The following is a 25,769-nucleotide window of genomic DNA, read 5'->3' on the forward strand; positions in this document are numbered from 1 at the left end:
AGAACCGCGCTGACGTCCATCGGCTTTTCGATGCAGCCCATCCACTTTCGGATGCGCCTTCAACCAATTCAAATCTGGATGCGTTGACCGGCGCAAAACTGCGCTCGCCGATCCTCAGCGCAACATTGCGCTTGGCAACCGTGTGCTGATGAACCGCCTTCCTCGCGTCGTGTGACGCTTCCTGACGACACAAGCCGCCACCGCTGTCGCCGATAAGCGACGGCCATGCGACGCCGTTCCCGTCACCGCGGGAGCCCCATGTCAGCACAGCACGAAATCGCGAAGCTCGATCGCCAGCTCGCCGCCAAGGGCGAACCGGTCGTCTTCAAGCGCGTCGTCTTCGAGACCGGCACGGAGCAGGACGTCCCGACCCGCGCCTTCATCCGCGGCGCCACGCCGGAGGAGATCGCCGCCGGCATCGACGTTCACACCTCCCGCATTGTCCTTTCCCCCACCGGCCTCTCCGGCTTCATCCCCAAGGAAGGCGATCAGCTCCTCGTCGCCGGCTCGCCGCGCTCCGTCACTGTCGCAGAGACACGCCGCATCGGCGAGCACATCGTCCGCTTCGACCTGCAGGCGGCCGGCTGATGGCTCGCCCGACCGCTCGCCAACGCGGCTATGACAGCAAGTGGGAGCGCGCCCGCGCCGCCTTCCTCGCCGCGCATCCGTGGTGCCGCCGCTGCGAGGCGATGGGCAGGCTCCATCGCGCCACCGTCGTCGACCACATCGAGCCTCACAAGGGAGATCACAAGCTCTTCTGGAAGCGGAGCAATTGGCAGCCACTCTGCGCGCCGTGCCACAACAGCGACAAGCAGCAGGTGGAGCGGCGAAGCTATACCGCTCGCATCAATGCAGACGGCTTTCCGAGCGATCCTGCGCATCCTTTCAATCGATCCTGTGCCGAGCAGCCCGACGAGACGAACGCGCGTCACGCGGCAACTTCGAGCCGTGGCAAGCATGTCATCTGCAACCACGAGACCCGGGGGGCATCGAAAGTCGCCAATGATGGGGCCTCCGGACCGGCGTGGGGGAAGCGAAAAGAATTAGTTCGCCTCCGCGGGCTCTGCGGGAGGGCTGGCTGATGGGACTGCGTGGTCCAGGCGCTCGCCGCATGAAAGAGGCAAGAGCCGCCCTTCCGGCTCGCAAGCGTGTGCTTCCGTGGCAGCGGAAGGGGCTGACGCGTGCCGAGCGGGTGATCCGGTTCCTGCAATGGCTGCCGATCACGAAAGGCCCGCTTGCCGGCAAGCGCATGCGGCTTTTGCCGGAACAGCGCGAGTTCGTGACCGAGATCTATGGCGATCTCGATGAGAAGGGTCTCCGCCGCCGCCGGATCGGCATCAAGAGCGAGCCGAAAGGCAACGGCAAAACCGGCCTCTGCGCTGGCCTTGTCCTGTGCCATCTCCTCGGGCCAGAGAGCGAGCCCCGTGGTGAGGTCTACAGCGCCGCCGTCGATGGACAACAGGCCGGCATCATCTATGCCGAGTGCGAGGCGATCATTGCCCAAGTGCCGGAGTTCGCCGCCCGGGTGAACTGCACGCGTTTTCACAAGCGGCTCGAGGTGCTCTCCGGTGCCGGCGCCGGCAGCATTTACGCGGCAATGTCAGCCGATGCCCGAAAGGGCCACGCTATCGCCCCGAGCCTGTTCGTCTTCGACGAGCTTGCACAGGTGCCAGACCGCGAGCTTCTCGATAACCTTCTGAATGGCCTCGGCAAACGAAAGGAAGCGCTCGGGCTGATCATCTCGACGCAAGCGCCGGATGACAATCACGCCCTGTCGCAGATGATCGATGACGGGCTTTCGGGCGCCGATCCGAGCATCTTCGTCCAGCTGATTTCAGCGCCGCCGGAGGCCGATCCCTTCGCGGAAGCGACGTGGTTCGCCTGCAATCCGGCGCTCGGCAAATACCTGTCGGTGAAAGAGATGCGCGAGGCCGCAGCACGCGCCCGCCGCATCCCGGCTTTCGAGCCAAGCTTTCGCAATCTTCGCCTCAATCAGCGCGTCGACGCCCGCGAGGACAACCGCATCGTGACCGCAAGCGTGTGGAGGGCCGGAGCGGTGCCCGTCGATCGTGAGTCCTTGCGCGGCCGTGTGTGCTTCGGTGCGCTCGACCTTTCCGGCAAGCACGACCTGACGAGCCTGACGCTCGCCTTTCCCGACGACGATCCCGAACCGACCTTCGACGTTCTGCAATTCTGCTGGACGCCGGAGGGACAGCTTGGCGGGCGCCGCCCGGCCGAACAGGAGCGGTTCCGCGAGTGGATCGCCGCCGGCCATATCGCCGCCGTTCCCGGGCCGACCATCCGCTACGGCTTCGTCGCCGCCGAGCTGGTGAAGCTCTCCGCGGAGTTCGATCTCCAGGTGATTGGCTTCGACAGATGGAGGATCGACGATTTCCGGCAGGATCTGCAGGAGGTCGACGCGAACTTCCCCGTGCCGCTCGAGCCGTTCGGCCAAGGCTTCAAGGAGATGGGTCCGGCCGTCGACTGGTTCGCCGAGCTCGCACTGACTGGCCGGATCCGCCACGGCGGCAACCCTGTCCTCACTGCCGCGGTCGCAGGCGCGATCACCGATAGCGACCCGGCCGGCAACCTCAAAATCGCAAAGGACAAATCGAACGGCCGGGGGCCGGTTCGCATCGATCCCGCCGTGACGCTCGTGATGGCGCTCGAGCTCTGCAAACGCTTCGAGGCCTCGCCGAAGGTCGATGTCTCGGACTTCCTCTCCAGCGTGGTATTCGCCTGATGTTCGGTCTCTCCACCCTCGCGCGACGCTTCGGGCTGAAGGACAGCCGGATCTGGACGACGTTCTTCGGAACGGAATCCTGGGCCGGCCGGGCCGTCACGCCTGACAGCGCCATGCAGGTCGCAACCTTCTGGGCCTGCGTCCGCCTGATCGCGCAGACGATCGCGACGCTGCCGATCGGCGTCTATCTGAAGCGAGCCGACGGCGGCCGCGATCTCGCGACGGCGCATCCGCTGTCGGCTCTCCTGCGCGATGCGCCGAACGCCGATCAGACACCCGTCGAGTTTCTCGAGGGGCTGACGGCACATCTGCTCGTATGGGGCAACGCCTTCGTCGAGATCGTCCGCGACGGCGAGCGCATCGTCTCACTGTGCCTCCTGCGGCCGGACCTGATGGAGGTTTTCCGCGATCAGTTCGGGGCGCTGCGCTATCGGCTGAACGATCCCCGCGGCATCCGCGAGCTTGCCGAAGACGAGATCATGCATATCCGCGGCTTCGGCTTCGGCGGCGACCTTGGTCTCTCGCCGGTGGCGCATGCCAGGCAGACGCTGGGTGCTGCGATGGCGACCGACGAGGCGGCGGCGCGCACCTTTGCCAATGGCCTGAGGCCGGGCGGTGTCCTCACCTATGAAGGCAAGGAGCTTCTGACACCTGCGCAGCGCGAGCAGGCGAAGAAAGCGCTGATCGAGCCCTTCAGCGGATCGGAGAATGCCGGCAAGACGCTGCTGCTCGAGGGCGCCGCTGGCTTCAAGTGGCAGGACGTCAACATGCCGCCGCGTGACGCTGAGATGCTGGCGACGCGGGCATTTCACATCGAGGAAATCTGCCGCTGGTTCGGCGTGCCGCCGATCCTCGTCGGGCACAACGCGCAAGGCACGACGATGTGGGGGAGCGGCGTCGAGCAGGTCATGCTCGGCTGGTTGACGCTTGGGCTTAGGCCGTACCTCACCCGCATCGAACAGGCGATCAAGCGAGCGCTGATTGCGCCGGCCGAACGGCCGCGGCTCTACGCCGAGTTCACCGTCGAGGGACTGCTTCGCGCCGACAGCGCCGGCCGCGCCGAGATGTATTCGAAGCTCATGCAGGTCGGCGCCATCACGCCGAACCAGATCGCCGATCGCGAGAACTTCCCCCGCTTCGAAGGCGGCGACGTCCACCTCGTCAATTCCACCCTCGTGCCGCTCGACCAGGCAGGGCGCAAGCCCGCCCGTGTCCAGCCGGCACCCGGCGATCCCATTCCGGAGGCCTGACCATGGAGCGTAAGGAAGCCGCTACGAAGCATCGCGCCTTCGACCTCAGTTTGAAGGCGAAGCCGGACAACGCCGGGCACTTCTCTGGCTATGCGAGTGTGTGGGACGTCGTCGACTCCTACCGCGAGAAGGTCGCGCCCGGCGCTTTCGTCGCGAGCCTCGCCGAGACGGCCGCGAAAGGTCGGACGCTGCCGATCCTGTGGCAGCACCGGACGGACGAGCCGATCGGGCAATGGGACGTGCTGAAGGAAGATCAGCACGGCCTTTATGGCGAGGGCACGCTCTGGCTCGACGAGGCGCCCTATGCGCGGCTCGCCAAGCGCGGCATGGGCGCCGGCGCGATCACCGGCCTTTCGGTCGGCTACTACGTCAAGGATTCGTCCTTCGACGAAACGACGCGCATCCGCACGCTGAAACAGGTCGATCTCGTCGAAGCCTCGATCGTCACCACGCCTGCAAACGACGAGGCCCGGGTCGACACGGTCAAGGCCAAGCTCGCTGCGGGCGAGACCATCACAGAACGCGAGTTCGAACGGCTCCTGAAGGATCGGGGCTTTTCGCGCTCAGACGCCGCTGCCATCGCCGACGGCGGCTTCAAGGCGTGGGCCGCGGGAGCGGGCCAGCCTCACCAGGCGACCAATGCCGGCCTTGGCGACCTCGCGAAGGCGCTCGCCGGCTTCTCCCTCCCAAAGCTCTAAGGACAGACCGATGAATATGCATGTTGGAATGCGCGAATATGGCCGGAAGGATGCCGGCCAGCGCCAGGATGATCAGAACGAGCTAGCTGCCGTCATGGCGGCGCTCACGAAGCGCGACGGCGAGATCAAGGCCTTTGCCGAGAAGGCCGACGCCGAGATCAAGGCCACGGGCCAGATGGCGGCCGAGACGAAGGCGGCGCTCACCGGCCTCGTCGAGCAGGGCACCGCTCTGCAGGCGCGCATGATCGAGGTCGAGCAGAAGCTCGCCCGGCGCGGCGGCTCCGGCGATGGCCCGTCGATGAAGTCCACCGGCGAGCTCTTCACCGAGAGCGACGAATTCAAGGCGATGATCGCTCGCAAGGGCGGCACCGCGCGCATGAACGTCAAGGCGGTGACCTCGATCACCTCGGCCACGACCGGCACCGGCGGCGTCGGCGATGCGATCCGGCCGGAGCGGCTGCCGTACATCGTCACGCCGGGCCTGCGGACCTTCACCATCCGCGACCTGCTGATGCCCGGGCGCACGGCTTCGAACGCGATCGAATACGTGAAGGAGACCGGCTTCCAGAACATGGCGGCGCCGGTCGCGGAACTTGCGCAGAAGCCGCAGTCGGATCTGGCGTTCAATCTCGTCTCGACGCCGGTGCGCACGATCGCTCACTGGTTTCACGCTTCTAAGCAGGTGCTCGACGATATACCGCTGCTTCAGTCCTACATCGATGGCCGGGCCCGCTACGGCCTCGCGCTCGTCGAGGAAGCGCAGCTCCTCGCCGGCGACGGCACCGGGCAGAACCTCCTGGGCATCATCCCGCAGGCCAGCGCCTACGACTTCGCCAATCGCTCGCTCGGTAGCGACACGAAGGTCGACCGCATTCGCCGGGCGATCCTGCAGGTGCGGCTGGCCCTCTACCGCGCCACGGCCGTCGTCATGTCGCCGAGCGACTGGGCGGAAATAGAGACGCTGAAGGACAGCGAGGGCCGCTACATCATCGGCGATCCCCGCGGCGTCGTCGAAAAGCGGCTGTGGGGCCTGCCGGTCGTCGACAGCGACGCGATCGCAGACGGCAAGTTCCTCACTGGCGCCTTCAACATGGGCGCGCAGGTCTTCGATCGCGAGGACGCGAACGTCCAGGTCTCCACCGAGGACCGGGCCAACTTCATCGAAAACGCCGTCACGATCCGAGCCGAGGAGCGGCTCGCGCTCGCTGTCACGCGGCCGGAGTCCTTCGTTTACGGCAACCTCGTCGCCGGCGCCGAGAGCTGATCATGACTAACGTCGAGATCGAGGCTCTGAAGCCGTTCAACCGGACGCCGCAGGGTGACACCTGCGACGTCGGCGACCGCTTCACTGTCGGCGCCACGCGCGCCGACGAGCTGGAGCGGCTGAAGCTCGCCCGCCGCGTGGCCGCGGCGCCGAAGCCAGAAAACAAGATGCGGCAGGATCCGGCAGCCAAGCAGCCGCCGGCACCGCCCGCCCGCCGAACCCGTCCGAACAAGGGTTGATGCCATGCTCACCGTCGTCACTGCCGCCACGGCCGCCAATCTGACCACGCTCTCAAGGGCGCGGGCAATGCTGGACTTCGCCCCGACCGAAGATGAGGCGGTGGGCACCCTTATCGACCAGGCGTCGCGCGTCATCGCCGACTATTGCCGGCGGCCTTTCGGCCTTGAGACCGTGAAGGAGGTATTCGAAGCGCCTTGTTGCGACGGCTACCTGATGCTGTCACGGTCGCCGGCGGTGGCCTTCGTTGAAGTGATCGAGGGCGAGGAGACCGTCGCGCCGGCCAGTTTTCACTACGAGGTCGAAACTGGCCTCGTATGCCGCTTGTCTGATAGCGGGCGGCGCGTGGCTTGGAGCGGCGCCCCGGTCGCTGTGACCTATGCCGCCGGCTACGTCCTGCCGTCCGACGACAATGACGCGCCGGTCGCCACGCTGCCGGAGCCAGTGGAGCGCGCGGCCATCCGCCTCGTCGGCGCCTATCGCTCGCTTTCAGGTCGCGACCCCCTGATCAAGAGCGAGACCACGGAAGGCATCGGCTCGACGTCGTGGTGGGTGCCGGGCGCCGGCAGCGTCCTCGCCGATCCGGAGGCAGAGCAGCTTCTCCAGCCGTATCGGAGGCTGTTCTGATGCTTCAGCTCACCCACACAGCGATGCGGATCATTCGCGCGGATCAGACCAGGCGCGAAGCGAAGGCCGCAGCTAAGGCCAAGGCGAAATTCCGCCAGCTCAATCATCAGGTGATGCTGCGCCTTGTCGAGAGCGCGGCTTCGATCCTGCGCACGGGGGAGCCGACCTATTTCGAATTCGAAGGGGCTTGCAGATCCGGCATTCGCCGTTCGCTCATCATGCAGGGTTGGAAATGGACCGACGCCGATAATGCCGCTGCCGATGTTGTCTCTGCCGCGCTGAAGCAGATCGGTGCGGTTCGTCCGACTTGGGATCAAGGTCAGCCGGAATGCGCCGCAAACTTCAGCGTCGAGCACTACTATTGCTCCAGATGTGGCGCATCCATTCCCGACGAGCGCAAGGCTTCCGGCAGGGCGAAGTTCTGTTCCGACCTGTGCACCACTGCCGCGAGTTTGACCAAGGCCCGGCTGTCCGGCGAACGGCGGTCACTTGCCGATTATCTCGCTCAGATATCCCGCACGTCAGCGGAAGAAGTCCGCCAGCGGACCGGCACCTGTGAACAGTGCAACCGGCCGTTCATAGCGCACAGCGGTCAGCTCTTTTGCAGCGTGCGTTGTCGCGGGCTCGCCGAAAGGTCCAAGCCTGAGGTGAATTGCGAGCAGTGCGGGACGGTATTTCGCTCCAGGCTGAACCATGGTCAGCGGCAGAAATATTGCTCAAAGCCATGCTCCGACGCCGCAGCGACCGGCGTAGAAAGATGGCGCAAGCCCCGTCCGCAGGTGACCTGTGAAGGCTGCGGTTCGGTCTTCTCGCTGAAGGTCGTCTCACGGCCGCGCCGCTTCTGTTCGCAGAGCTGTGCCAATCGAAAAAACAACAGCGACCGCGCCCGCATGCGCTGTGAGCCCGTGACCGAGCCCCAAGAGTGGGACTTCACGGCGAAGGGAGGCCGCTGACATGGCGCGATCACCGCGAATCGATCCGTTCGCAAGAGCATTTGAGCTGATGGTGGATGAAATCGCCTCGCCTGCGGCACGAGCGCAGCGGCTTGCCGAAACAGCGCAGGCCGAAATCGATCGCGCGAAGGAGATCAACCGCAGAGCGTTCGGTGCCGACGCGAAGCACGAGATCACAGTTGACGGCCGCCGCGGTGCTCCGGTGCAGTCCGTCCGGCCGGGCGGCATCGTCTTCGCAGAATGGCACTTTATGCGCGAGGTGTTGGTCTACATCGGAGAGCAGCTTCTGCAGGCATCGCCGGTCCTCACCGGGCGTTACAGCCGCTCGCATATCCTGCTCGTCGATGGCGTGGAGCATCTGACTACCGACGACCTCCCCGAGGACGCCGGCGAATACGTGTTCTTGAACACCCAACCTTACAGCCGAAAGATCGAGGGGGCCGGAGGAAGGCCGCCGCTTTCCGATCAGGCGCCAGATGGCGTTTTCGAGGTCATTGCCGGCATGGCGCATCATCGCTTCGGCAACATCGCCGACATTCGCTTCGGCTGGCGAGCCCTCGCCGATGCGCCGGGGCAATCCACCGCGTCAAAGCGCAAGGCCGAGCGTGCCAGCCGCACGCCTGCAATCATCGTGAGGGCCTACTGATGGCACACCGCATCGTCGAGTCCACCATCCGCGCCCATCTGGCGGCCAACTTCGACGGCTGCCCCGTCTACGCCAAGGGCGCCATTGGCAGCCGGGAGGATGGTGGCGCTTTCCTCGTCGTGCAGTTCCCACATTCGTCGAGCCGGCAGGCGAGCACCGGCGATCCTGGGAACAACTTCTATCGCGAGGAAGGCGGTGTCCGCTTCGTCCTCACCGTGCCGCGTACCGCCAGCGGAATCGCTCAGGGTGATCTATGGGCCGAGCAGATCGCCAACGCCTTCCGAGGGAAGCGGATCGGCGGTTTGCTCACCTTCGCGCCAACGTCCCCGGTGAGCGACGACAGCAACGACATCGGCGGGTTGTATCGGCTGTCATTTGCCGTGCCGTATCAGTTCGATGTGAAAGGTTAAGCACCCCCGTAGCGTGGGCATCAAAACGTTACTGCCGCGAGCGCGGAAGCAAAAGCTTCTCGATCACCCTAAAAACGGAGCGGTCGGCCTGCAGCATTTTCATCGAGCAATTGTTCCGAGCGGCTTAGCGGTTCTTGTACCCGCCGCTACTCCGCCGACGGCGGACTGATGTGTGCGACCTTGACCAGCTTTTCGTTCACGTCCGGAGCGTAAACGCCCCATTCGGTGAAGAGGACGGTGTGGTGCAGCTCGAGTTGCGCCGGCCTCCCATCATGCGTTCGCAGAAATATGGTTTCATTTCGTCTTGGGCCATTCTGCGCGTTGATGAACAGCTCACTCCCCTGCATAAGAAGTGCATTCACAGGGGCATAGAAAGTGTTCGGAGATGGGTCGACAGCAGGGAGCGATACGCTTGGGACCAGCGTGGCGGATCGGAGCTCGAGGACGCGCCTGATAGCCAGAACCGACTTACTTAAAATGCCTATTATACCGGGCATGTCAGGATGACCCGGACTCAGTACGGCGAAGTGACTGAAGCTGTCATCGGTTTCGCTGCATAGCGCGAGGCACAAGACGGTCTCTTGGCGGAACTTCCCGTAAAAAATTTCTCCCGGCCGTATTTCATCGACCGGCTTAGCGATGAGGTGTCTGGTGCTGATCATCTCCCGAATCCCCTTTCAAGAATGAGCGGATACTATATGACGTAGCAAAGAGAAGAGGACAAATTACCGGTAAGGTGAGATAGCGTAAGGAAAGCACGTTGCACCGAGGTCAGTCAAAACGAATACGCACGACGCTTTGTCCTTTTTCATCAACTGCGTATCGATCTATATGGAATTTTCGGCCGCTCATCCATTTAAAACCACACTGGTGACCGTTTCGACAGCGCCAATCGCCATATCCAGGGTTATTGAAATACATTTCCTTTCTATCTGGATTAAAACCGTTGTAAACAGAAAGAAGAGCGCCGTCATCTCCGCAAAATTCGTTACCTTTTTTCAGATCTATAAAAGTTAATTTTCGCAAGCTGGATTGCTGGATGCATTGGGTTGTGTCGAATAAATTCGAGGTTTGTAAAGAAGCTGTCTGCATGGCGGAAGATCTCATTGCGGGCGCCCCTGCAATCGCTGATGCTATCAATTTCTTGATGTCTTCCTCGCTCAACGACGAACCAGCCTCTCCCCGAGGACCTTGAGCGCCGTCCGAACCAGGAAGACCTTGATCGCCTTTAGGTCCCCGTGGTCCGGCAGGACCTTCGGGCCCCCGTTCGCCGGGCGCGCCACGCATAATGGATCGCTCAGACGCTGTATCGAGTTGGCGGCGCAGTTCGGCGACCTGCGCCTCAAGTGCAACTACTTTCGCTTTCGCTGAATCAAACTCATTCTTGATGTTTGCGGCATAAATTGCGCCTCCCCCGATTGTACCTGCAAAGCCAAGCAAGACTGTAGCAGCACCAGCTAAGCGGAGAAGGTCACCTTGCGACATACCTATCCCTCTTCATTCGTTGCGTTTGGAGATGGCGCAAAAGATGATCGAATTTTGCCTCGCCGCATATGCCCAAACGGCAACAATCGCTTGAGCTCTCAATCGTTGGCTTAGCTTGGTGCAGCATGTCGTGATCGCCATTTCGTTCGGAAGAGCCTCGGTGTTAAAGGATTGTCCGCGCCGCTAACCCAGCGGCTCTGAGGCTATGACCTGGCGCCCGCTAGACAGCCCTGTGGGCTTGCATTTTTTAGTACCGCCAGCTTTGCTTGAAGTCCTTTATGAACCAGTCCTCCGAATCCTCTTCTGCCCCTCGGACGGATCGGAACTTGAAGTAATCGCTGAAGCCCTGGGCAGCGCACCATCGTCGAAAGTCCGCATAGTCGGGGTCCGCTTCAGCAGACTTCGGGGTGCCGGTCTCGCGGCTCCATCTGTCGCGCAGCTGCGCTTGGGCCTGCTTGGCTTCATCCTTGGTCATGTCGCATCCCATGTCGCGTGGAGCTGCCGGGTGTCTCATGAGGCGACAGAATTGCAATAATCTCTTCAGCATGCAACGTCGCTTTTATACGTCAGTACATATCGCTTTTCGGCGACACGATTATTTTTCTATAGTTATAGACAAGCGATATCAACTTCGGCAGCTTTTATCCATCGCCAGCAACGAAAGGATTGAGCGATGACCATGCCGTTGAACGTCATTCCCGGCCGCTTCGAGGCGGAGCCAAAGAACCTGCCCGAGGGCTTCGAGGCCGTCCAGTACGACCGCTGTAAGCGGGGCCCGGATGGCGTGTGGAATGTCGTCGTGGAGACTTGGTGGGAGGTCGAGCCGATAGCGGCTGACTGATTCGCTGCCCGCCGATCGTGGCGGCCAATGAGGAAGCAGCGCCGGGCGTCCCGCGAGGGGCGCCCTTCCATTGTCTTCGTTCTGGAACCCTGTCGGAACCCCAGAGCAAAATTGGGGCGCAAGTCAGATGCATAAGCGGCGGTAGATACTGAATTTGTTGGCCTTTTTGGTGGGCGCGCAGGGACTCGAACCCTGGACCTACAGATTAAAAGTCCGTTGCTCTACCAACTGAGCTACGCGCCCGCGCCGGACGATGGGTCCGGGTGAGGGGCCTGATACGGAATCGGGGCCGAACAATCAACACCGAAGGCGATGAAACGGAAGCGGCCGGCGATGGAGCGCCGGCCGCGGAAGGGAACGCGCGGTGCGAGCGGCGTCGGCGGCCGCGCCTTCGGGGCGGATTTACATTTCCTTCATCTTGTCGGTGACCTTGGCGGTCCAGGCGCCTTCCGGTTTCTTGGTGATCACCGGATCGGAGCCGCCGCCCATCAGGACGGAGACCGTGTTCTCGGCGGCGGCGGTGTCGAGGGTGCCGTCGGAGCCGTCGACCAGCTTGTTGATCTCGCGGACCATGCGCTTTTGATGCTCTTCGGTCTGGGCGCCGGTCATGTCGTTGTCGAGGACGATTTCGGCCGCCTCGTCGGGGTTCTCGGCGGCATAGGCCCAGCCCTTCATCGAGGCCGCGACGAAGCGGGCGAGCTTGTCGACCGTGGCCGGGTCGTTCAGGCTGTCTTCCAGGACGTAGAGCCCGTCCTCCAGGGTGGCGACGCCCTGGTCCTCGTATTTGAAGACGGTGAGTTCGTCTTCCGGAATGCCGGCGTCGATGACCTGCCAGTATTCGTTGTAGGTCATGGTCGAGATGCAGTCGGCCTGCTTCTGGATCAGCGGGTCGACGTTGAAGCCCTGCTTGATGACGGTGACGCCGTCCGGCCCGCCCTCGGTGGAGAGGCCGAGCTTCGACATCCAGGAGAGGAACGGATATTCGTTGCCGGAGAACCAGACGCCGAGCGTCTTGCCCTTGAAGTCCTCGGGGCTCTCGATGCCGGTCTCCTTGCGGCAGGTGAGCTCCATGCCGGATTTCGCGAAGGGCTGGGCGATGTTGACCAGCGGCAGACCCTTCTCGCGGGCGGCCAGCGCCGCCGGCATCCAGTCGACGATGACGTCGGCGCCGCCGCCGGCGATCACCTGTTCGGGTGCGATGTCCGGTCCGCCCGGCTTGATCGTCACGTCGAGGTCGGCCTCGTCGTAATAGCCTTTCTCCTTGGCGACGTAATAGCCGGCGAACTGCCCTTGCGTGACCCATTTCAGCTGCAGGGTCAGGGTGTCGGCGGCGTTGGCGGTGCCGGCGAAGCTCGCGGCCGAAAGAGCGATCGCCGCGCCGATCAGTGATGCTTTCATGGCAGTGTTCCCTGTTGCCGTTGGATCAGAATCGTTCGCCTATCCGTGCCGGATCGACGGATGCCAGAAGGTGGCGCGCCGCTCGATCAGAGCGACGAGGCCGTAGGACAAGGAGCCGACGAGGGCGGCCATGGCGATCTCGGCCCAGACCATCGGCGTGTTCATCCGGCCGATCTCGGCGGAGATGCGAAAGCCCATGCCGACGATCGGCGTGCCGAAGAATTCGGCCACGATCGCGCCGATGAGGGCGAGGGTGGCGTTGATCTTCAGCGCGTTGAAGATGAAGGGCAGGGCGGCCGGCAGCCGCAGTTTCATCAGCGTCTGGCCGTGCGATGCGCCATAGGTGCGCATCAGGTCCCGCTCCATGGCGGAGGACGCGTTGAGGCCGGCGACCGTGTTCACCAGCATCGGGAAGAAGGTCATGACGACGACGACGGCGGCTTTGGACGGCCAGTCGAAGCCGAACCACATCACCATGATCGGCGCGACGCCGATAATCGGCAGGGCCGAGACGAGATTGCCGATGGGTAGCAGGCCGCGCTTCAGGAAGGGCGAGCGGTCGACGAGGAGGGCGGTGAGGAAGCCTGCGCCGCAGCCGATCGCATAGCCTGCGAGGACGGCCTTCAGGACCGTCTGGACGAAGTCGGCCCGGAGGAGATGCGCCGACGCGGCAATGGTCGTCGCAATGGCCGAGGGCGGGGGCAGGAGGACGGGCGGGACGTTCAACCCGCGGACGACGAGCTCCCACAGGGCCAGAAGCGTGACCCCGAACAGAACCGGGACCGCGACGTCCCGGATGCGTGCTGCGGTGCTGGACCTCGGAACGGCGGTGGCGAGCTCGCGGGTCGCAAGTAAGGCGATCGCCCACAGGATCGCGCTCATGATCCAGAACGCTTTGCCCGGAGCCGGGTCGGCAAAGTTCCGCAGGATGACGGTGGTCGTGTTGACGACGAAGAACAGCACGAAGGCGATGCCCAGCAGGATGTAGCCCGTCGAGGCCTCGCGTCGTTTGAACAGGGCGGAGAGCGCAGGTCGCCGGGCGATCATGGCCGCGCCCCCTGCCGTGCCAGAGCGACCCGCTCGCAGAGATCGACCAGCCAGACCAGCACGGCGGCCATCAGCGACGCCGTCACCAGCGCCGACCAGATCTGGATGGTCTGGCCGTAATAGGAGCCGGCGAGGAGCCGGGCGCCGAGACCCGCCACCGCGCCGGTCGGCAGCTCGCCGACGATCGCGCCGACGAGGGAAGCTGCGACCGCCACCTTCATCGAGGTGAAGAGGAAGGGCAGCGAGGCGGGAAAGCGCAGCTTCACCAGCGTCTGCAGCGGGCTCGCCGAATAGGTGCGCATCAGGTCGGTCAGCATCCGGTCGGGGGCTCTGAGGCCCTTCACCATGCCGACCGTGACGGGGAAGAAGGACAGATAGGTGGAAATGAAGGCCTTCGGCAGGAGCCCCTGAACGCCGACGGAATTCAGCACCACGATGATCATCGGCGCGATGGCGAGGATCGGGATGGTCTGGGAGACGACCACCCAGGGCATCAGCGTCTTGTCGAGGGTCCTGGAGAACAGGATGCCGACGGCGATGAGAATGCCGAGCGCCGAGCCGAAGACGAAGCCGAGAAGCGTGGAGGAGAGCGTCACCCAGGCGTGGAAGAGGAGCGAGCGCGGCGAGGTGGGCTTCACGTCGAAGACCGTCTTCCACAGCTCCGCGACGATCTGGTGCGGCGCCGGCAGGACGGGACGCTCAGCCGACCAGGTGGCGGCGATGGCGTCGCTGGTGGTGTAGTCGCCGGCGCGGGCCAGCTTGTCGGTCTCCGTCGCCCAGTTGACGCCGATCGCGGCGAGATACCACACCGCCAGGATGGCGAGGCAGACGGCGAGGACGGGAACGGTGCGACCCTTGGCCCGCCGCTTGAGGAAGCGGGCGGCGAGGCCGGAAAATCCGATGCCGGCGGAGGGTTCGGCAATGGCGGGCGAGGCGCTTATGGCGGGTCCTTTCCGGTTCCCCTGACGCCGTGCGGACGGCATCGCCCACCGTCGCCGGGAGACTGGAAAAGGTCAAGGGTGGGCCGGAGAAAGGTGGCGGCTTGGCCTTTTGGGGGCGGGGTATGAAGGCCTGGCGGGTGTCTTCAAGCTTGGCGGTTGTCGCGGAGTTAAGGTTGCCAAGAGATCGATACGAGGGCGATCATCCTCGGGGACGAGCCAAATCGCTTCCAAGCACGTGGGTAGAGGGCTGCCGCGGAACCGCCGCATTTGCCCATATCGGCGGATAAAAGCGGGCCTACCAGATTGAAGCATCGTCATCCTCGGGCTTGTCCCGAGGATCTACTGCCGCCGGCACACAAGAAGCGTAAACGAACGGATTTCCGCTGGCGGATGGTCCGACGATCAACCCACAATAGATCCTCGGGACAAGCCCGAGGATGACGCCGCGTCAAAGTATGCTCTTGAAAAAGGCAAGTTCAGACGGCGCACTCATCTTCGAGTTTCACGACGGGCATGAACTCTGGCCGAGTGAAACACCCTGGAGGCGTAATCCAGGTCAGGCCGACGAGCGCTGCTCCTCTCACCCCCGCAGCATCTCGGCCACCCGCGGCGAAAAATAGGTCAGGATGCCCGACGCACCGGCTCGCTTGTAGGCGGTCAGGGTCTCGACCATCGCCTTGTCGCCGTCGAGCCAGCCGTTGCCGACCGCCGCCATCATCATCGCATATTCGCCGGAGGTCTGGTAGGCGAAGGTCGGCACGCCGAATTCCCGCACGAGACGGGACAGGACGTCGAGATAGGGCAGGCCGGGCTTGACCATGATCATGTCGGCGCCTTCCGCCAGATCCTGCGCCGCCTCGCGCACCGCCTCGTCGCTGTTGGCGTAGTCCATCTGATAGGTGCGCTTGTCGCCCTTCAGCATGCCGCCGGAGCCGACCGCGTCACGGAACGGCCCGTAGAAGGCCGAGGCGTATTTGGCGCTGTAGGCCATGATCATCGTATCGCGGCAGCCGGCATCGTCGAGCGCGCCGCGGATGCAGGCGACGCGCCCGTCCATCATGTCCGACGGGCCTATGACGTCGCAGCCGGCCTCCGCCTGGACGACCGCCTGGCGGCAGAGCAACTCGACCGATTCGTCGTTGACGATGCGCTCCCCCACCATCACCCCGTCATGGCCGTGGCTGGTATAGGGATCGAGCGCGACGTCGCACATGATGCCGACTTCCGGCACGGCGGCCTTGATGGCGCGGGTCGCCCGGCAGACGAGGTTTTCGGGATTGAGCGCCTCGCTGCCGGTCTCGTCGCGTAAGCTGGGGTCGGTGTAGGGAAACAGCGCGATGACCGGGATGGCGAGATCGCGGGCGCGCCTCGCCGCCTCCACGCAGTCCTCGACCGACAGCCGCGCGACGCCGGGCATCGAGGCGACCGGATGCGGTTCGCCGGAGCCCTCGCGCACGAAGATCGGCCAGATCAGGTCGGCGGCCGAAAGCTGCGTCTCGCGCACCAGCCGCCGGCTCCAATCGGCCTGGCGCAGGCGGCGCAGGCGCATCCCCCCGGTCGCTGTATCGATGCGATCGGTGATCGAAGGTCTCTCTGCGGTCATGGCTTTCGCGTCCTTCTGGCGAGGCTCCGGCGGCACTTTGCGTCGACCGCGCGTCGATCCGGGCCGAAGCCGCGACGCCCCCTTGCGCCGCAGAGCCTGCCTATGCCCTTGCGGCGCGGCCTGCAAGATTGGAGCGCCGGCGCACAGGGCGGATCGACGAGGTGGATCGACGAGCCGGCCGAGATCCGCCCTTTCCGATCAGGCGTCGGCCTCGCCGGCCCAGAAATAGGGCTTCAGCGCCGAGCGGATGCGCGCACGGACGAGATTGGCCGAGGGCGGACCGTCCCGCCCGAGGGCCCGGTCGACCTCCTCGGCGGTGAAATACTGTTCGAGCATCGGCCGCGGCAGGGATTGCGCGGCGTCGAACCGGGCGGTGAGCGCTGCGACCGCTTCGAGCGCGGCGGGCTTTGCCCAGTAATAGCGGATCCGGTCGGCATAGCCGAAATGCCGCATGACCTTCGCCGTCGCGGCGTCGGCCTCGTCGTAATGGCCGCTCCAGGACCTCGGCTCGGCCAGCATCAGATCTTCCATCACCGCGGAAACGTGGGTGGAGCCCGTCAGCCAGCCGTCGATGTGGGACAGCCCGTAGATCGCCTCGCGATAGGCGTGGGTGAGCGCCGGACCGACCTTCAGGACGGCGAAGTGACGGCGGGCGAGATCCGGATAGACGGCGGCCTTCTGGTAGTCGGTGGAGTGCGCCTCGAAGGCGAGGGTGGGAAAGGCCTCGAGGACCGGGCTCAGCCGGTCCGGCCGGGCGGTGTCGAAATGATCGACATGGGCCGGGCCGAATTCCAGCCCCGGCTGGACGACCAATGCGCAGACCCGGCTCCAGGCCGCGCCGAGTCCCTCGCGCTCGAAGGCCCGGCGATGCGCCTCGATCGTCCCGAGCGCCCGGTCGGGGTCGGTCGGAACGATCGGCGCATGCGCGCCCCTCGCGCCGCCGGGCGGGGGAACCTCCGTGCCGACGACATAGCGCAGCTTCGCGGCGCCCTGGCCGGCCGCCGCTTCGCAGGCGCGCGCCAGCCGGGCGGCGCGCTCTGCAACGACCGCGTCGTCGAGCTGGGCCGGCTCGCCGCGACATCCCTCGGAGCAGTCGAGATGGATCTTGGTGAAGCCGGCCTCGACATAGGATCGCACCATCGTCTCGGCGAGGGCCATCGCCTCGTCCGCGGGCCGGCTGCGCCAGGCCTGGGGGCCGAGATGGTCGCCGCCGAAGACGATCTTCCCGGCCGGATAGCCGGCGGCTTCGGCGATCGTCGCGACGAAGGCGATGAAATCGGCGGGCTTCATGCCGGTGTAGCCGCCGAACTGGTTCACCTGGTTGCTGGTCGCCTCGACGACGATCGGCCAGCCGCCGTCCCGCGCATGGTCCAGCGCGGCGGCGAGCACGTCTGGATGGGCCGAGCAGATCGAGGCGAAGGCGAAGTCGCCCGCCGCGCGGTTCCGTCGGATACCCTCGGCGAGGTCGAAGTCTCGAAACGTCATCATGCCCCCCATGGACAGAAGGTGATGCCGCGCACCACCCGCGACGGATTTCCTGCCGACGACGGGATCGTCGGCGTTCGGCCCGAGGGTGGCGGACCGGCGCACGATCCGATCTCCCGCCGACCGGCGCGGACCACGCGGCCAGACGCCCGCCCGCGCCGTGCCGCAACCAGGGCCTCGTTCGAGCGAGCCGTATAGGCATCGGGTGGGATCATCAAGACGAGGTGTGCGGGGCGCGTCGGCGGCTTTCGGAAAAGCCGAGGCGATCATCGCCACGCTCGCTTGGCGCCGCCGCGCCGGGAGCGCCGCCGGCTTGAGCAAAGGCCGATGGCAGCGTAGGACTGTCGTGCAGCACGGTTGCGGGAGATCCCGCGCAACCCCGGGTCGGGGATGCCGACGAGCCCAAAGGCGGGATGCCGGAACCCGGCGGCCGATGCGAGGCTTCGACGACCCTCGACCACTCCAAGAAAGGCCAGGGCAGCCAGATGACGATCGCGCTTTCGGGCGAGACCAAGGCCAAGAGCCTCAATCGCCGGCTGACGGTTCTGCTCTGCCGCACCGCCGGGCTCGTCGTCTTCGCCGTCGGCATCTTCTACTGGGCGCGGCTGATCGGCATCGACCCGGTCCATCTCGGGCGCTTCGATCTCATGCCGATCTGGTGGCGGATCGCCGCGCCGGCGCTCGCCGTGCTCTATCCCGTCGCCGGCATCGGCCTGTGGATGACCGCCGGGTGGGGCGCGGTCATCTGGGTGCTGATCGCGATCGTCGAGGCCGTCATGCATCTCGGCTTCCCGGCGCTGTTCGGCGAAAACCCGCTGGGGCTCGCCGCCCATGCCTGGGGACTCGGCATGCTGGCGGCGCTGCGGGTGATCGACTGGCGCGAGAGCGGGCTGCGGCCCGGCCGCTGAATTCGCCGGCCGTTCGATCGCATTCGAAGAATTTCATTAAGCAAGAAATTCGTCCTGTCGGCGTAAGATCGTGTTAAGTCTGCGGTTTAAGTCGAATTTTAGGTGCGCCGCGTAGATTGGTCTCCAAGATGGATAGACAAAACAATAGTCCATCACTTCAACAGCGGAGCAGTAACATGATCACGAACAACAAGGCGCAGTCGCTTCCGGTCGCAGAAGAGAAGACCGAGCTGAAGTCGCTTTACCTCGAAACGCTTCAGCTCGTCGAGCGGCTTCATCGCCGTCTTCTGGACGTGATCAAGGACGAGTTCGACCGGGCCGGTCGCACCGACATCAACGCCGTGCAGGCGCTCCTGCTCTTCAACATCGGCGATTCGGTGCTGACCGCCGGCGAACTGCGGACCCGGGGCTTCTATCTCGGCTCGAACGTCTCCTACAATCTCAAGAAGCTCGTCGAACTCGGCTTCATCGACCATCAGAAATCCCGCGTCGACCGCCGCGCCGTCCGCGTCTCGCTGACCGAGACGGGCCAGGAAGTCGCCCGCGTGGTGGCCGAACTCTACGACCGCCACATCGGCTCGATCGACAAGGTCGGCGGCCTCGACGAGCAGGAATTCACCAAGATGAACAAGTCGCTGCAGCGTCTCGACCGGTTCTGGAACGACCAGATCCTCTATCGCCTCTGATCGGCCCGCGAACCTTCAGTCGGCCCGCATCGATCCGCCCCGGGGCATTCGCTCCGCGGGCGCGATCGGCGTTGGTGGGCGAAGCGCGCGGGCTCCGGCCCGGACGTCGTCGACGTCGTCGCCATCGCGCATGCCGTCGCGCGGCAGGCCGATCCCGCTCAGCCGGGCTGCTTTCCGGTGCTTGCGCCGTCGTGACGACGGCCCGCCCGACCGGATCGCCGGCAATGAAAAGGCCCGGCGCAGGGTGTGCGCCGGGCCCGGTCGTCGATGTCGTTCAGCCGACCTCGCGCCGCAGACGGCGGGAGCGACGTTCCGGTCAGCCGGCGAGCTTGGAGGCGAAGAGGGCGAGCGCCTTCTGGTAGACGCCGGCGCGGTTCCATTCGCGCAGCACCGCGAAGTTCGGCTGGCCGGGCTGGTAGCCGGCGCCCGGGCGCCAGCCGTGCTGGCGCAGGAAGTTCGCCGTCGAGGCGAGGACGTCCGCCTTCGAGCGGATGAGGTCGCGCCGGCCGTTGCCGTCGCCGTCGACGGCGAAGCGCAGGTAGTTCTTGGCGAGGAACTGGGTCTGGCCGATCTCGCCGGCCCAGGCGCCGCGCATCTGGTCGGCGCTCATGTCGCCGCGGTCGACGATCGCCAGCGCCGCCAGGAGCTCCTCGGTGAAGAAGGCCGAGCGCCGGCAGTCGTAGGACAGGGTCGCCAGCGAGGTGAACACCGGCATGTTGCCGGAATTGGAGCCGAAGCCGGTCTCCATGCCCCAGATGGCGACGAGGATTTCCTTCGGCACGCCGTAGCGGTTCTCGATCGAGTTGAGCAGGCCGGCGTTCTGCTGGATGATCCGCTTGCCCTTGGAGACGAAGGAAGCCGGCGCGCGACGCTGCATGAAGGCTTCCAGCGAGATGTTCATCGAATGCTGGTTGCGGTCGAGGCTGATGACCTTGTTCGAGTAGCGGGTCGGCATCAGCGCCGACTGGATGGTGCGCTGGGAAATGCCGGCGGAGGCCGCCTCGCGCGCCATCTGCTGTTTCCACTGGTCGAAACCGGCGGCCGAGTTGCCGCACTGGGCAGCGTTTGCCGGAAGGGCGGCCGCGCCGAACATGACGGCGGCAGTCAGGCCGGCGGCGGCCAGGCGGGCGAACTTGGTGCGTCGGAGCATTGGTCGTTTCCCTCGTCTCATGTCTGTTCGTGGCGATATTGCCGGATGCACGGATCAATCATCTGTGCCGCCTTCTATCAATGAAAACGGCAGCAGTCGGGCAAAATCTCTTGAAGAGTTAAATCGGCAACTCTTGCGCCGGTCAGGATCGCGGGATCTCCATGCTCTCGGTCTCTGCGAGATTGCGCTTTTTCTCGCCGGCGATCAGCATGATGTTACGCGTATAGATGAACAGGCCCGCCGCCTGGCCGATGATGAAGACCGGGTCGCGGCGGTGGAGGGCATAGACGAGCAGCAGCGCTCCGCCGGCGAGGGAGAACGTCCAGAACGCGACCGGCACCACCGAGCGGCGCGCCCGCTCGGACGCGATCCACTGGACGACGAATCTCGCGGTGAACATCGCCTGGGCGAAGAAGCCGAGGGCGATCCACAGGTCGAACTGCTCGACGAAGACGTGGTAGAGATAGGCCGCCATCGGTCTCAATGCTCCTTCGCCGCAGTGACGTCCACGACCTCGCCGGGGGTCCTGCGGCCTCTGCGGATGATCCACCAGACGCCGAAGAGGTCGAGCGCGCCGCGTGCCGCACGATCGAAGATGCCGTAGTTCGAGCTGCCGAAGCGCCGCTGCCGGTCCTTGACGTCGAGATGGGCGATGGTCCGCTCCTCGCGCAGGACCAGCGCCGGGAGGTAGCGGTGCCAGCCGTCGAAAAAGGGCAGCCGGCGAAACAATTCGGTCGGCAGCGCCTTGAGACCGCAGCCGGTGTCGCGGGTCGCATCCTTCAGGATCGCGGTGCGCAGCCGGTTCGCGGCTTTCGAGGACAGGCGCTTGGCGAAGGTGTCGGTGCGCCCCGTCCGCTGGCCGGCGACGAGACCGCAGCCGTTGCCGCTTCGCTCCAGGAGATCGACCATGGCCGGGATGAAGGCCGGGTCGTTCTGGCCGTCGCCGTCGATCGTGACGACGCAGTCCCCGGCGGCGTGGATGACGCCCGTCCGCACGGCCCGGCTCTGGCCGGCCGAGCGCTCGTGGCGGATGTGGCGCACGGCGATGCCGTCCGCCCGCAGCCGCGCGACCGCCGCCGGCGTCCCGTCGTTCGAGCCGTCGTCGACGACGAGGATCTCGTGGCCGCGGCTCGCCAGCGCTGCGGCGATCTCCGGCACCAGGATGGCGAGATTGTCGGCTTCGTTCTTGGCGGGCACGACGACGCTGACCATGGCGAATCGCCTGGAATTGCGGGGCTCGGTCGCGGTTTCGAATGCGGGAAAGGCGTCCATCGGCGCGCCAATATCACAGTCCGTCGTGCCGGTCGCGCCCGAAAATCGCACGGATTCGCGGAAATTCGACGCGCGGGAACGGAAAGTTAGCGAAGCGGCGGCCGACGGCAGCCGGCTGCGAAGGCGGCGACGCAGCTTCGCGAAGCCTTCGTCGATCCGCCTGCCGCGCGGGCCGAGAAAGACCGGCCTGAGCGCGATGATGGTGGCGAGGACGATGACCCACGAGACCAGGACGTCGGACAGGAAGTGTCCGCCGGCGGCGATGCGGGCGGCCGAGACGGTCGCGGCGAGAGCCGAGAGACCGAGGCAGAGCGACAGGCGGTCCTCCCGCCGCACGAGGACGACGAAAGTCAGGATCGCCGCCGCCGCCGCCGCTTCGCCGGAGGAAAACGAACAGTTGCGGGTGCAGGCGCCGCCCCATTCCCAGACCGGCGTGAAATCGAGGCTGCCGCCGAACTGGGTGAGTTCGCGCGGGCGGGCGCGGCCGATGGCGTTCTTCAGGATCGCGTTGACGATCAGCCCCGGTCCGATCGCGTAGACGGACAGGAGGTAAAGCGCCTCGCTCGGCGCCAGGGACCAGCGCCCGGTGCGCACCAGCAGGGCCCCGAGGACGGCGAGGAGACCGGCGCCGACGGCCGCGATCGTCATCCAGTTGCCGAAGCCGCGGATGATCGTCAGATCGAGACTGTCGTTGCCGACGAAGCCGAGATGCGGGCGATAGAACAGCGCGCTGACCGAGGTGTCGATGCCGGGAAAGCCGAGGAAGAACAGGCTGACGAGTGCCAGCAAGCCGGTCAGAACGACGAGCGGACGCCGCCCCGTCAGCCCGGCGGCGTGCAGCGCCGTCTCACGGTTCGGGCTTTTCGAGCCCGCCGCGTGGTTCGTTCGCGGCGGCCCGTCGACCGATCGGGCGAACCGGTCGAGCGGCCCGGCGGGCGGTTCTGCACGGCCGAACATTCCAAACTCCCTTGCACCGCAATCCGCCATGGGACAGTTTGCACCGACCCAGGGCGCCGATGTCGGTCATTCAGCGACGGGAGACCCTTCGCATTTCCCGCATCCGGCGGGCTCTAACCCCCCATCGGCAAACAATTATGACACTTCCGACGACAGCCATTCGCGATGCCGCCATTCCTGATTCGGCCGGCATGACGGGCCGCCTGCAGGATCGCTTCCTCTCGCTTTCCGGGCTGGCCCTGATCCTCGCAGCCATCGCTGCCGCGCGGCTTGCGGCGCTGTTCCTGTCGCCGAGCGAACTCGGTTTCGACGAGGCGCAATACGTCCTCTGGGCCCGGCATTTCGATTTCGGCTATTTCACCAAGCCGCCGCTGATCGCCTGGACGATCGCCGCGGAGGCGCGGATCTGCGGCGAGGGGGCGGCCTGCGTGCGCTCCGTCGTCCCGTTCGTCAACAGCGCCACCGCCTTCGTCCTGGCGCTTCTCGCCACCCGGCTCTACGGCGCGCGGACCGGCTTCTGGACCGGCATCTTCTTCGTCGTCATGCCGGGGATCGCGGTCTCGTCCTTCCTGATCACCACCGATCCGTTCCTGCTGTTCTTCTGGGCGCTGGCACTCGTCGCGGTCTGCGCACAGATCGAGCGGCCCGGTCTCAAGCCGGCGGTTCTCTTCGGCATCGCGGCCGGGCTCGGGCTCAACGCGAAATACGCGATGATCTATCTGCCGGCGCTGGTGGCTCTGGCCGGGGCCGTGATGCCGGAACTGCGGGAGAGGCTCTTTCGCAGGGAAAGCCTCGTCGCCCTCGGCCTCATGCTGCTCCTCATCGCGCCGAACCTCGTCTGGAACGCGCTGCACGGCTTTGCCACCTTCGAGCACACGGCGAACGACAACATCGGCTGGAGCCTCGAGCGGATCAACGGCCGCAAGGGCTTCGAGTTTTTCGCCGCGCAGTTCGGCATCGCCGGGCCGGTGATCTTCGGGGCGATGCTCAACGCGCTGTTCCTGAAGGCGCGGACGGAGACGCCGCGCACCGACGTCCTCATGCTGGTCCTGTCCTGGCCGATCCTCTTCGTCATCACCATCCAGGGCTTTCTCGCCCATGCCAACGCCAACTGGGCCGCGACCGCCTATCCGGCCGGCGTCATCGTCGCGACGGCCCTGGTGGTCCGCCACCGCTGGCGGCTCTTCTTCTGGACCAATCTGATCGTCTGCGGCCTGGTCTCGCTGGCCGTCCTCGTCGGTACGGCGGTCTTCGATCCGGCCGACGCGCCGGGCGCGGGCAAGCAGCTCCGCCAGCTCGCCGGCTGGCAGAAGACCGCGGCGAGCCTCGAGGCGCTGGCCGCGCAACGAGGCGCGAGCCGCATCGTCGTCGAAAGCCGGGCGCTGACGGCGGGCGTCGCCTATGCGTTGCGCGATTCCGAACTGAAGGTCTTCGCCTACCTGGCGAAGGGCGAGACGCCGACCGACCAGTTCCAGCTCGACCGGCCCTGGAACGGCGAGGATGCACGGGACGGCACGCTGCTCATCGGCCTCGGCGAGGACGATCTGGAGCGGCTGGGAGCGCGGCAGATCGCCACGATCGACGCGCCGATCTACGCCTCGGCCGAGGGCACCATGCCGGTCTACGGCTTTTCCGAGCCAGCGGGCGGAGCGGCCTCGAAGCGCTGAGCCGGCAGGGGGGCGCCATGCCACGCGGCGCCATCGCCGTTACGGCCGCGTGTCCGCCGACGGCTTCCCCGCGCCCGCCGTTCATGCCACCACCACCAGCGCCAGCGGTTCGCCGGCGCCCGCCACGCGGCGATCGGCCAGCCGGGCGAGCGGCCGCGGCGGGCGGTAGCCCTGGAGGATGGCGGCCTCCAGCGTCGTCGCCGTGGTGAGGGCCGTCGTTCCCTCGGTCTTGTTGTGCTTTTCCAGTTTGGCGGCGAGGTTCACCGCCTCGCCGATCACCGTATATTCGAGCCGCGCCGCATCGCCGAGCGCCGCGAAGATGATCCGGCCGGCCACCGCCGCGCCGTTGAGCGCAAGACGAACGCCGGAACCGTCGGCATTGTCCTCGCTCCAGTCCCGCGTCGCCTCGACGATCTCGAAGAGGGCCGTGAGCGCATCGGCCGCCGGCATCTCGCTTTCGCGGGCCGCACCGAAGGTCGCCAGCATGCCGTCGCCGAGATATTTGTCGATCATGCCGCCATGTTTCTCGACGATCGGCACGACGATGGCGTGGAGGGAGACCAGCGTCGCCACCACCGCCTTCGGATCTCGCCCGGCGGCGAAGGCTGAAAACCCCCGGATGTCGAGGACGATGATCGCGGCGTTGCGCAGGACGCCCTCGCCTGCGACGACGGCGTCCTGCGAACCGGTGATCGCCGCCTCGACCGGAGCCGGCAGGAAGCGGCGGATCTCGGCCCGCTCGACCTGTTCGCGCGCGGTCCTGAGGACGAGCTTCTGGGCCCTGGCGACGGCGATGGCGAGGATCGCCGAGACCGCCACCATGACGACGATCTTGTCGACCTCGGCGCCGATCAGGATTCTCGTCCCGTCGATGTAGTCGACGAAGCTGCGGGTGACCGCGCCGGTGCCGTCTTCGGCGATGGCGTGGATGACCATCAGCACCCAGCCGAGCGCCGCGACGAGACCGGTCAGAAGCACCCAGATCGGATCGAAGCGCAGCGCCCTCAGCGCAATGAAGACGAAGACGTAGAGGAGCGTCGGCGCCTTCAGGGAAAAGGCCTGCGGCTGTCCGTACTGGAAGTGGAACGACCAGATCAGCGCATAGAGCAGCGCCACGTCGGCGACGAGCGAAGCGAACAGGAACAGTTTCGGCAGCGAGGCGCGATAGGAGAGATAAAGGCGCAGCAGCGTCAGTCCGAGATAGATGCCGAGACCGAGCGGCACCAGGCTGCGGGACATGGAATCGACCGGCTTCGGGGCGATCAGATAGAGGCCGAGAATGAAGGCGGCGACGGCGAACTGCACCCAGCCGGTCAGCCTTTCGCTGTCCGCGTCGAAGCGCAGGATGTCGGCAAGGATACGCGGCGGCACGGCGCCGGCGGGGCGCGGGACGAAGAGACCGTTCAGCATTTTGCCTTTCCTGACGCCGGTGACTCGACCTGCGAGCGTCGAGTGTTTTCGCCCGATTGCGCGGCCGTGCAACGGCGCGGCAAGGTCAACT

At 65.6% G+C, this 25,769-nt stretch carries 27 protein-coding genes and 1 tRNA gene; 15 read left to right on the forward strand and 13 right to left on the reverse strand.

The annotated features are described in order from the left end of the window. Positions 1-258 precede the first annotated feature (258 nt). The 11 genes from LZD57_RS13115 to LZD57_RS13165 are packed head-to-tail and all read left to right on the forward strand — an operon-like array spanning position 259 to position 8,828. Complete coding sequence (locus LZD57_RS13115; RefSeq protein WP_233719933.1) at positions 259-588, forward strand: hypothetical protein; 330 nt, start codon at positions 259-261, stop codon at positions 586-588. After that, entirely contained in the window at positions 588-1,082 is a 495-nt protein-coding gene (locus LZD57_RS24160) for an HNH endonuclease signature motif containing protein (RefSeq protein ID WP_338034702.1), read from the forward strand. Before LZD57_RS13115 ends, LZD57_RS24160 begins: the two co-directional genes overlap by 1 nt. Then, a complete protein-coding gene (locus LZD57_RS13125; RefSeq protein WP_233719934.1) occupies positions 1,082-2,743 on the forward strand; it encodes a terminase large subunit in 1,662 nt (553 codons plus the stop codon). Before LZD57_RS24160 ends, LZD57_RS13125 begins: the two co-directional genes overlap by 1 nt. Then, complete coding sequence (locus LZD57_RS13130; RefSeq protein ID WP_233719935.1) at positions 2,743-3,993, forward strand: phage portal protein; 1,251 nt, start codon at positions 2,743-2,745, stop codon at positions 3,991-3,993. The genes LZD57_RS13125 and LZD57_RS13130 overlap by 1 nt, the downstream gene beginning before the upstream one ends. A 2-nt stretch (positions 3,994-3,995) precedes the next feature. Beyond that, positions 3,996-4,691 (forward strand): HK97 family phage prohead protease, encoded by a 696-nt coding sequence (locus tag LZD57_RS13135; protein ID WP_233719936.1) that lies wholly within the window; start codon positions 3,996-3,998, stop codon positions 4,689-4,691. A 10-nt stretch (positions 4,692-4,701) separates the two neighbouring features. Continuing rightward, entirely contained in the window at positions 4,702-5,955 is a 1,254-nt protein-coding gene (locus LZD57_RS13140) for a phage major capsid protein (RefSeq protein WP_233719937.1), read from the forward strand. 2 nt (positions 5,956-5,957) lie between these two features. Continuing rightward, positions 5,958-6,194, forward strand: coding sequence for a hypothetical protein (locus LZD57_RS13145; protein ID WP_233719938.1), 237 nt, complete (start codon positions 5,958-5,960; stop codon positions 6,192-6,194). A gap of 4 nt (positions 6,195-6,198) precedes the next feature. Further along, a complete protein-coding gene (locus LZD57_RS13150; RefSeq protein ID WP_233719939.1) occupies positions 6,199-6,819 on the forward strand; it encodes a hypothetical protein in 621 nt (206 codons plus the stop codon). After that, positions 6,819-7,772, forward strand: coding sequence for a hypothetical protein (locus LZD57_RS13155; RefSeq protein WP_233719940.1), 954 nt, complete (start codon positions 6,819-6,821; stop codon positions 7,770-7,772). The genes LZD57_RS13150 and LZD57_RS13155 overlap by 1 nt, the downstream gene beginning before the upstream one ends. Position 7,773: 1 nt before the next feature. Then, entirely contained in the window at positions 7,774-8,418 is a 645-nt protein-coding gene (locus tag LZD57_RS13160; RefSeq protein ID WP_233719941.1) for a hypothetical protein, read from the forward strand. Further along, a complete protein-coding gene (locus tag LZD57_RS13165) occupies positions 8,418-8,828 on the forward strand; it encodes a phage tail terminator-like protein (protein ID WP_233719942.1) in 411 nt (136 codons plus the stop codon). The genes LZD57_RS13160 and LZD57_RS13165 overlap by 1 nt, the downstream gene beginning before the upstream one ends. A gap of 146 nt (positions 8,829-8,974) precedes the next feature. Here LZD57_RS13165 and LZD57_RS13170 read toward each other — a convergent pair whose 3' ends face one another. The 3 genes from LZD57_RS13170 to LZD57_RS13180 form a co-directional block, all read right to left on the reverse strand. After that, complete coding sequence (locus LZD57_RS13170; protein WP_233719943.1) at positions 8,975-9,490, reverse strand: hypothetical protein; 516 nt, start codon at positions 9,488-9,490, stop codon at positions 8,975-8,977. 109 nt (positions 9,491-9,599) lie between these two features. Then, positions 9,600-10,313 (reverse strand): collagen-like triple helix repeat-containing protein, encoded by a 714-nt coding sequence (locus tag LZD57_RS13175; protein ID WP_233719944.1) that lies wholly within the window; start codon positions 10,311-10,313, stop codon positions 9,600-9,602. 247 nt (positions 10,314-10,560) lie between these two features. Next, positions 10,561-10,788: a hypothetical protein gene (locus LZD57_RS13180; protein WP_233719945.1), complete on the reverse strand. Its 228-nt coding sequence runs from the start codon at positions 10,786-10,788 to the stop codon at positions 10,561-10,563. 198 nt (positions 10,789-10,986) lie between these two features. Here LZD57_RS13180 and LZD57_RS13185 point away from each other — a divergent pair, with 198 nt between their 5' ends. Continuing rightward, entirely contained in the window at positions 10,987-11,154 is a 168-nt protein-coding gene (locus LZD57_RS13185) for a hypothetical protein (RefSeq protein ID WP_233719946.1), read from the forward strand. A 167-nt stretch (positions 11,155-11,321) separates the two neighbouring features. Here LZD57_RS13185 and LZD57_RS13190 read toward each other — a convergent pair. The 6 genes from LZD57_RS13190 to LZD57_RS13215 form a co-directional block, all read right to left on the reverse strand. Further along, positions 11,322-11,397, reverse strand: a tRNA-Lys gene (locus LZD57_RS13190). Between the two features lie 159 nt (positions 11,398-11,556). Then, positions 11,557-12,552, reverse strand: coding sequence for an ABC transporter substrate-binding protein (locus tag LZD57_RS13195; RefSeq protein ID WP_233719947.1), 996 nt, complete (start codon positions 12,550-12,552; stop codon positions 11,557-11,559). A gap of 39 nt (positions 12,553-12,591) precedes the next feature. Next, the gene (locus tag LZD57_RS13200; protein WP_233719948.1) at positions 12,592-13,599 is read right to left on the reverse strand and encodes an ABC transporter permease; all 1,008 of its coding nucleotides are present in this window, start codon (positions 13,597-13,599) and stop codon (positions 12,592-12,594) included. Next, on the reverse strand, positions 13,596-14,582 hold the full coding sequence (locus tag LZD57_RS13205) for an ABC transporter permease (RefSeq protein ID WP_233719949.1): 987 nt from the start codon (positions 14,580-14,582) through the stop codon (positions 13,596-13,598). The genes LZD57_RS13200 and LZD57_RS13205 overlap by 4 nt, the downstream gene beginning before the upstream one ends. A gap of 538 nt (positions 14,583-15,120) precedes the next feature. Further along, on the reverse strand, positions 15,121-16,143 hold the full coding sequence (gene hemB, locus LZD57_RS13210; protein ID WP_233719950.1) for a porphobilinogen synthase: 1,023 nt from the start codon (positions 16,141-16,143) through the stop codon (positions 15,121-15,123). 198 nt (positions 16,144-16,341) lie between these two features. Beyond that, complete coding sequence (locus LZD57_RS13215) at positions 16,342-17,733, reverse strand: class II D-tagatose-bisphosphate aldolase non-catalytic subunit (RefSeq protein WP_233719951.1); 1,392 nt, start codon at positions 17,731-17,733, stop codon at positions 16,342-16,344. A gap of 308 nt (positions 17,734-18,041) precedes the next feature. Between LZD57_RS13215 and LZD57_RS13220 the strand changes: the two genes are divergently transcribed. Both LZD57_RS13220 and ldtR read left to right on the forward strand, forming a co-directional pair. Further along, positions 18,042-18,536, forward strand: a complete 495-nt coding sequence (locus tag LZD57_RS13220) for a DUF6163 family protein (protein WP_233719952.1) — start codon at positions 18,042-18,044, stop codon at positions 18,534-18,536. A gap of 176 nt (positions 18,537-18,712) precedes the next feature. Further along, entirely contained in the window at positions 18,713-19,222 is a 510-nt protein-coding gene (gene ldtR / locus LZD57_RS13225; RefSeq protein ID WP_233719953.1) for a transcriptional regulator LdtR, read from the forward strand. Positions 19,223-19,538: 316 nt separating this feature from the next. On the opposite strand, the gene LZD57_RS13230 is transcribed toward ldtR, so the two are convergent. The 3 genes from LZD57_RS13230 to LZD57_RS13240 all read right to left on the reverse strand — a co-directional run bounded on the left by LZD57_RS13230 (position 19,539) and on the right by LZD57_RS13240 (position 22,601). Continuing rightward, on the reverse strand, positions 19,539-20,372 hold the full coding sequence (locus tag LZD57_RS13230; protein WP_233719954.1) for a lytic murein transglycosylase: 834 nt from the start codon (positions 20,370-20,372) through the stop codon (positions 19,539-19,541). Between the two features lie 142 nt (positions 20,373-20,514). After that, positions 20,515-20,847, reverse strand: a complete 333-nt coding sequence (locus LZD57_RS13235; protein WP_233719955.1) for a lipid-A-disaccharide synthase N-terminal domain-containing protein — start codon at positions 20,845-20,847, stop codon at positions 20,515-20,517. Positions 20,848-20,852: 5 nt separating this feature from the next. Further along, the gene (locus LZD57_RS13240; protein WP_233719956.1) at positions 20,853-22,601 is read right to left on the reverse strand and encodes a glycosyltransferase; all 1,749 of its coding nucleotides are present in this window, start codon (positions 22,599-22,601) and stop codon (positions 20,853-20,855) included. A gap of 191 nt (positions 22,602-22,792) precedes the next feature. On the opposite strand from LZD57_RS13240, the gene LZD57_RS13245 reads away from it, so the two are divergent. Beyond that, positions 22,793-24,268, forward strand: coding sequence for an ArnT family glycosyltransferase (locus tag LZD57_RS13245; RefSeq protein ID WP_233719957.1), 1,476 nt, complete (start codon positions 22,793-22,795; stop codon positions 24,266-24,268). A gap of 81 nt (positions 24,269-24,349) precedes the next feature. Here the strand turns inward: LZD57_RS13245 and LZD57_RS13250 are convergent, their stop codons facing one another. Continuing rightward, the gene (locus tag LZD57_RS13250) at positions 24,350-25,678 is read right to left on the reverse strand and encodes an adenylate/guanylate cyclase domain-containing protein (RefSeq protein ID WP_233719958.1); all 1,329 of its coding nucleotides are present in this window, start codon (positions 25,676-25,678) and stop codon (positions 24,350-24,352) included. Between the last annotated feature and the right edge of the window lie 91 nt (positions 25,679-25,769).

This window comes from Jiella avicenniae, assembly GCF_021390325.1.
Lineage (GTDB): Bacteria > Pseudomonadota > Alphaproteobacteria > Rhizobiales > Rhizobiaceae > Jiella > Jiella avicenniae.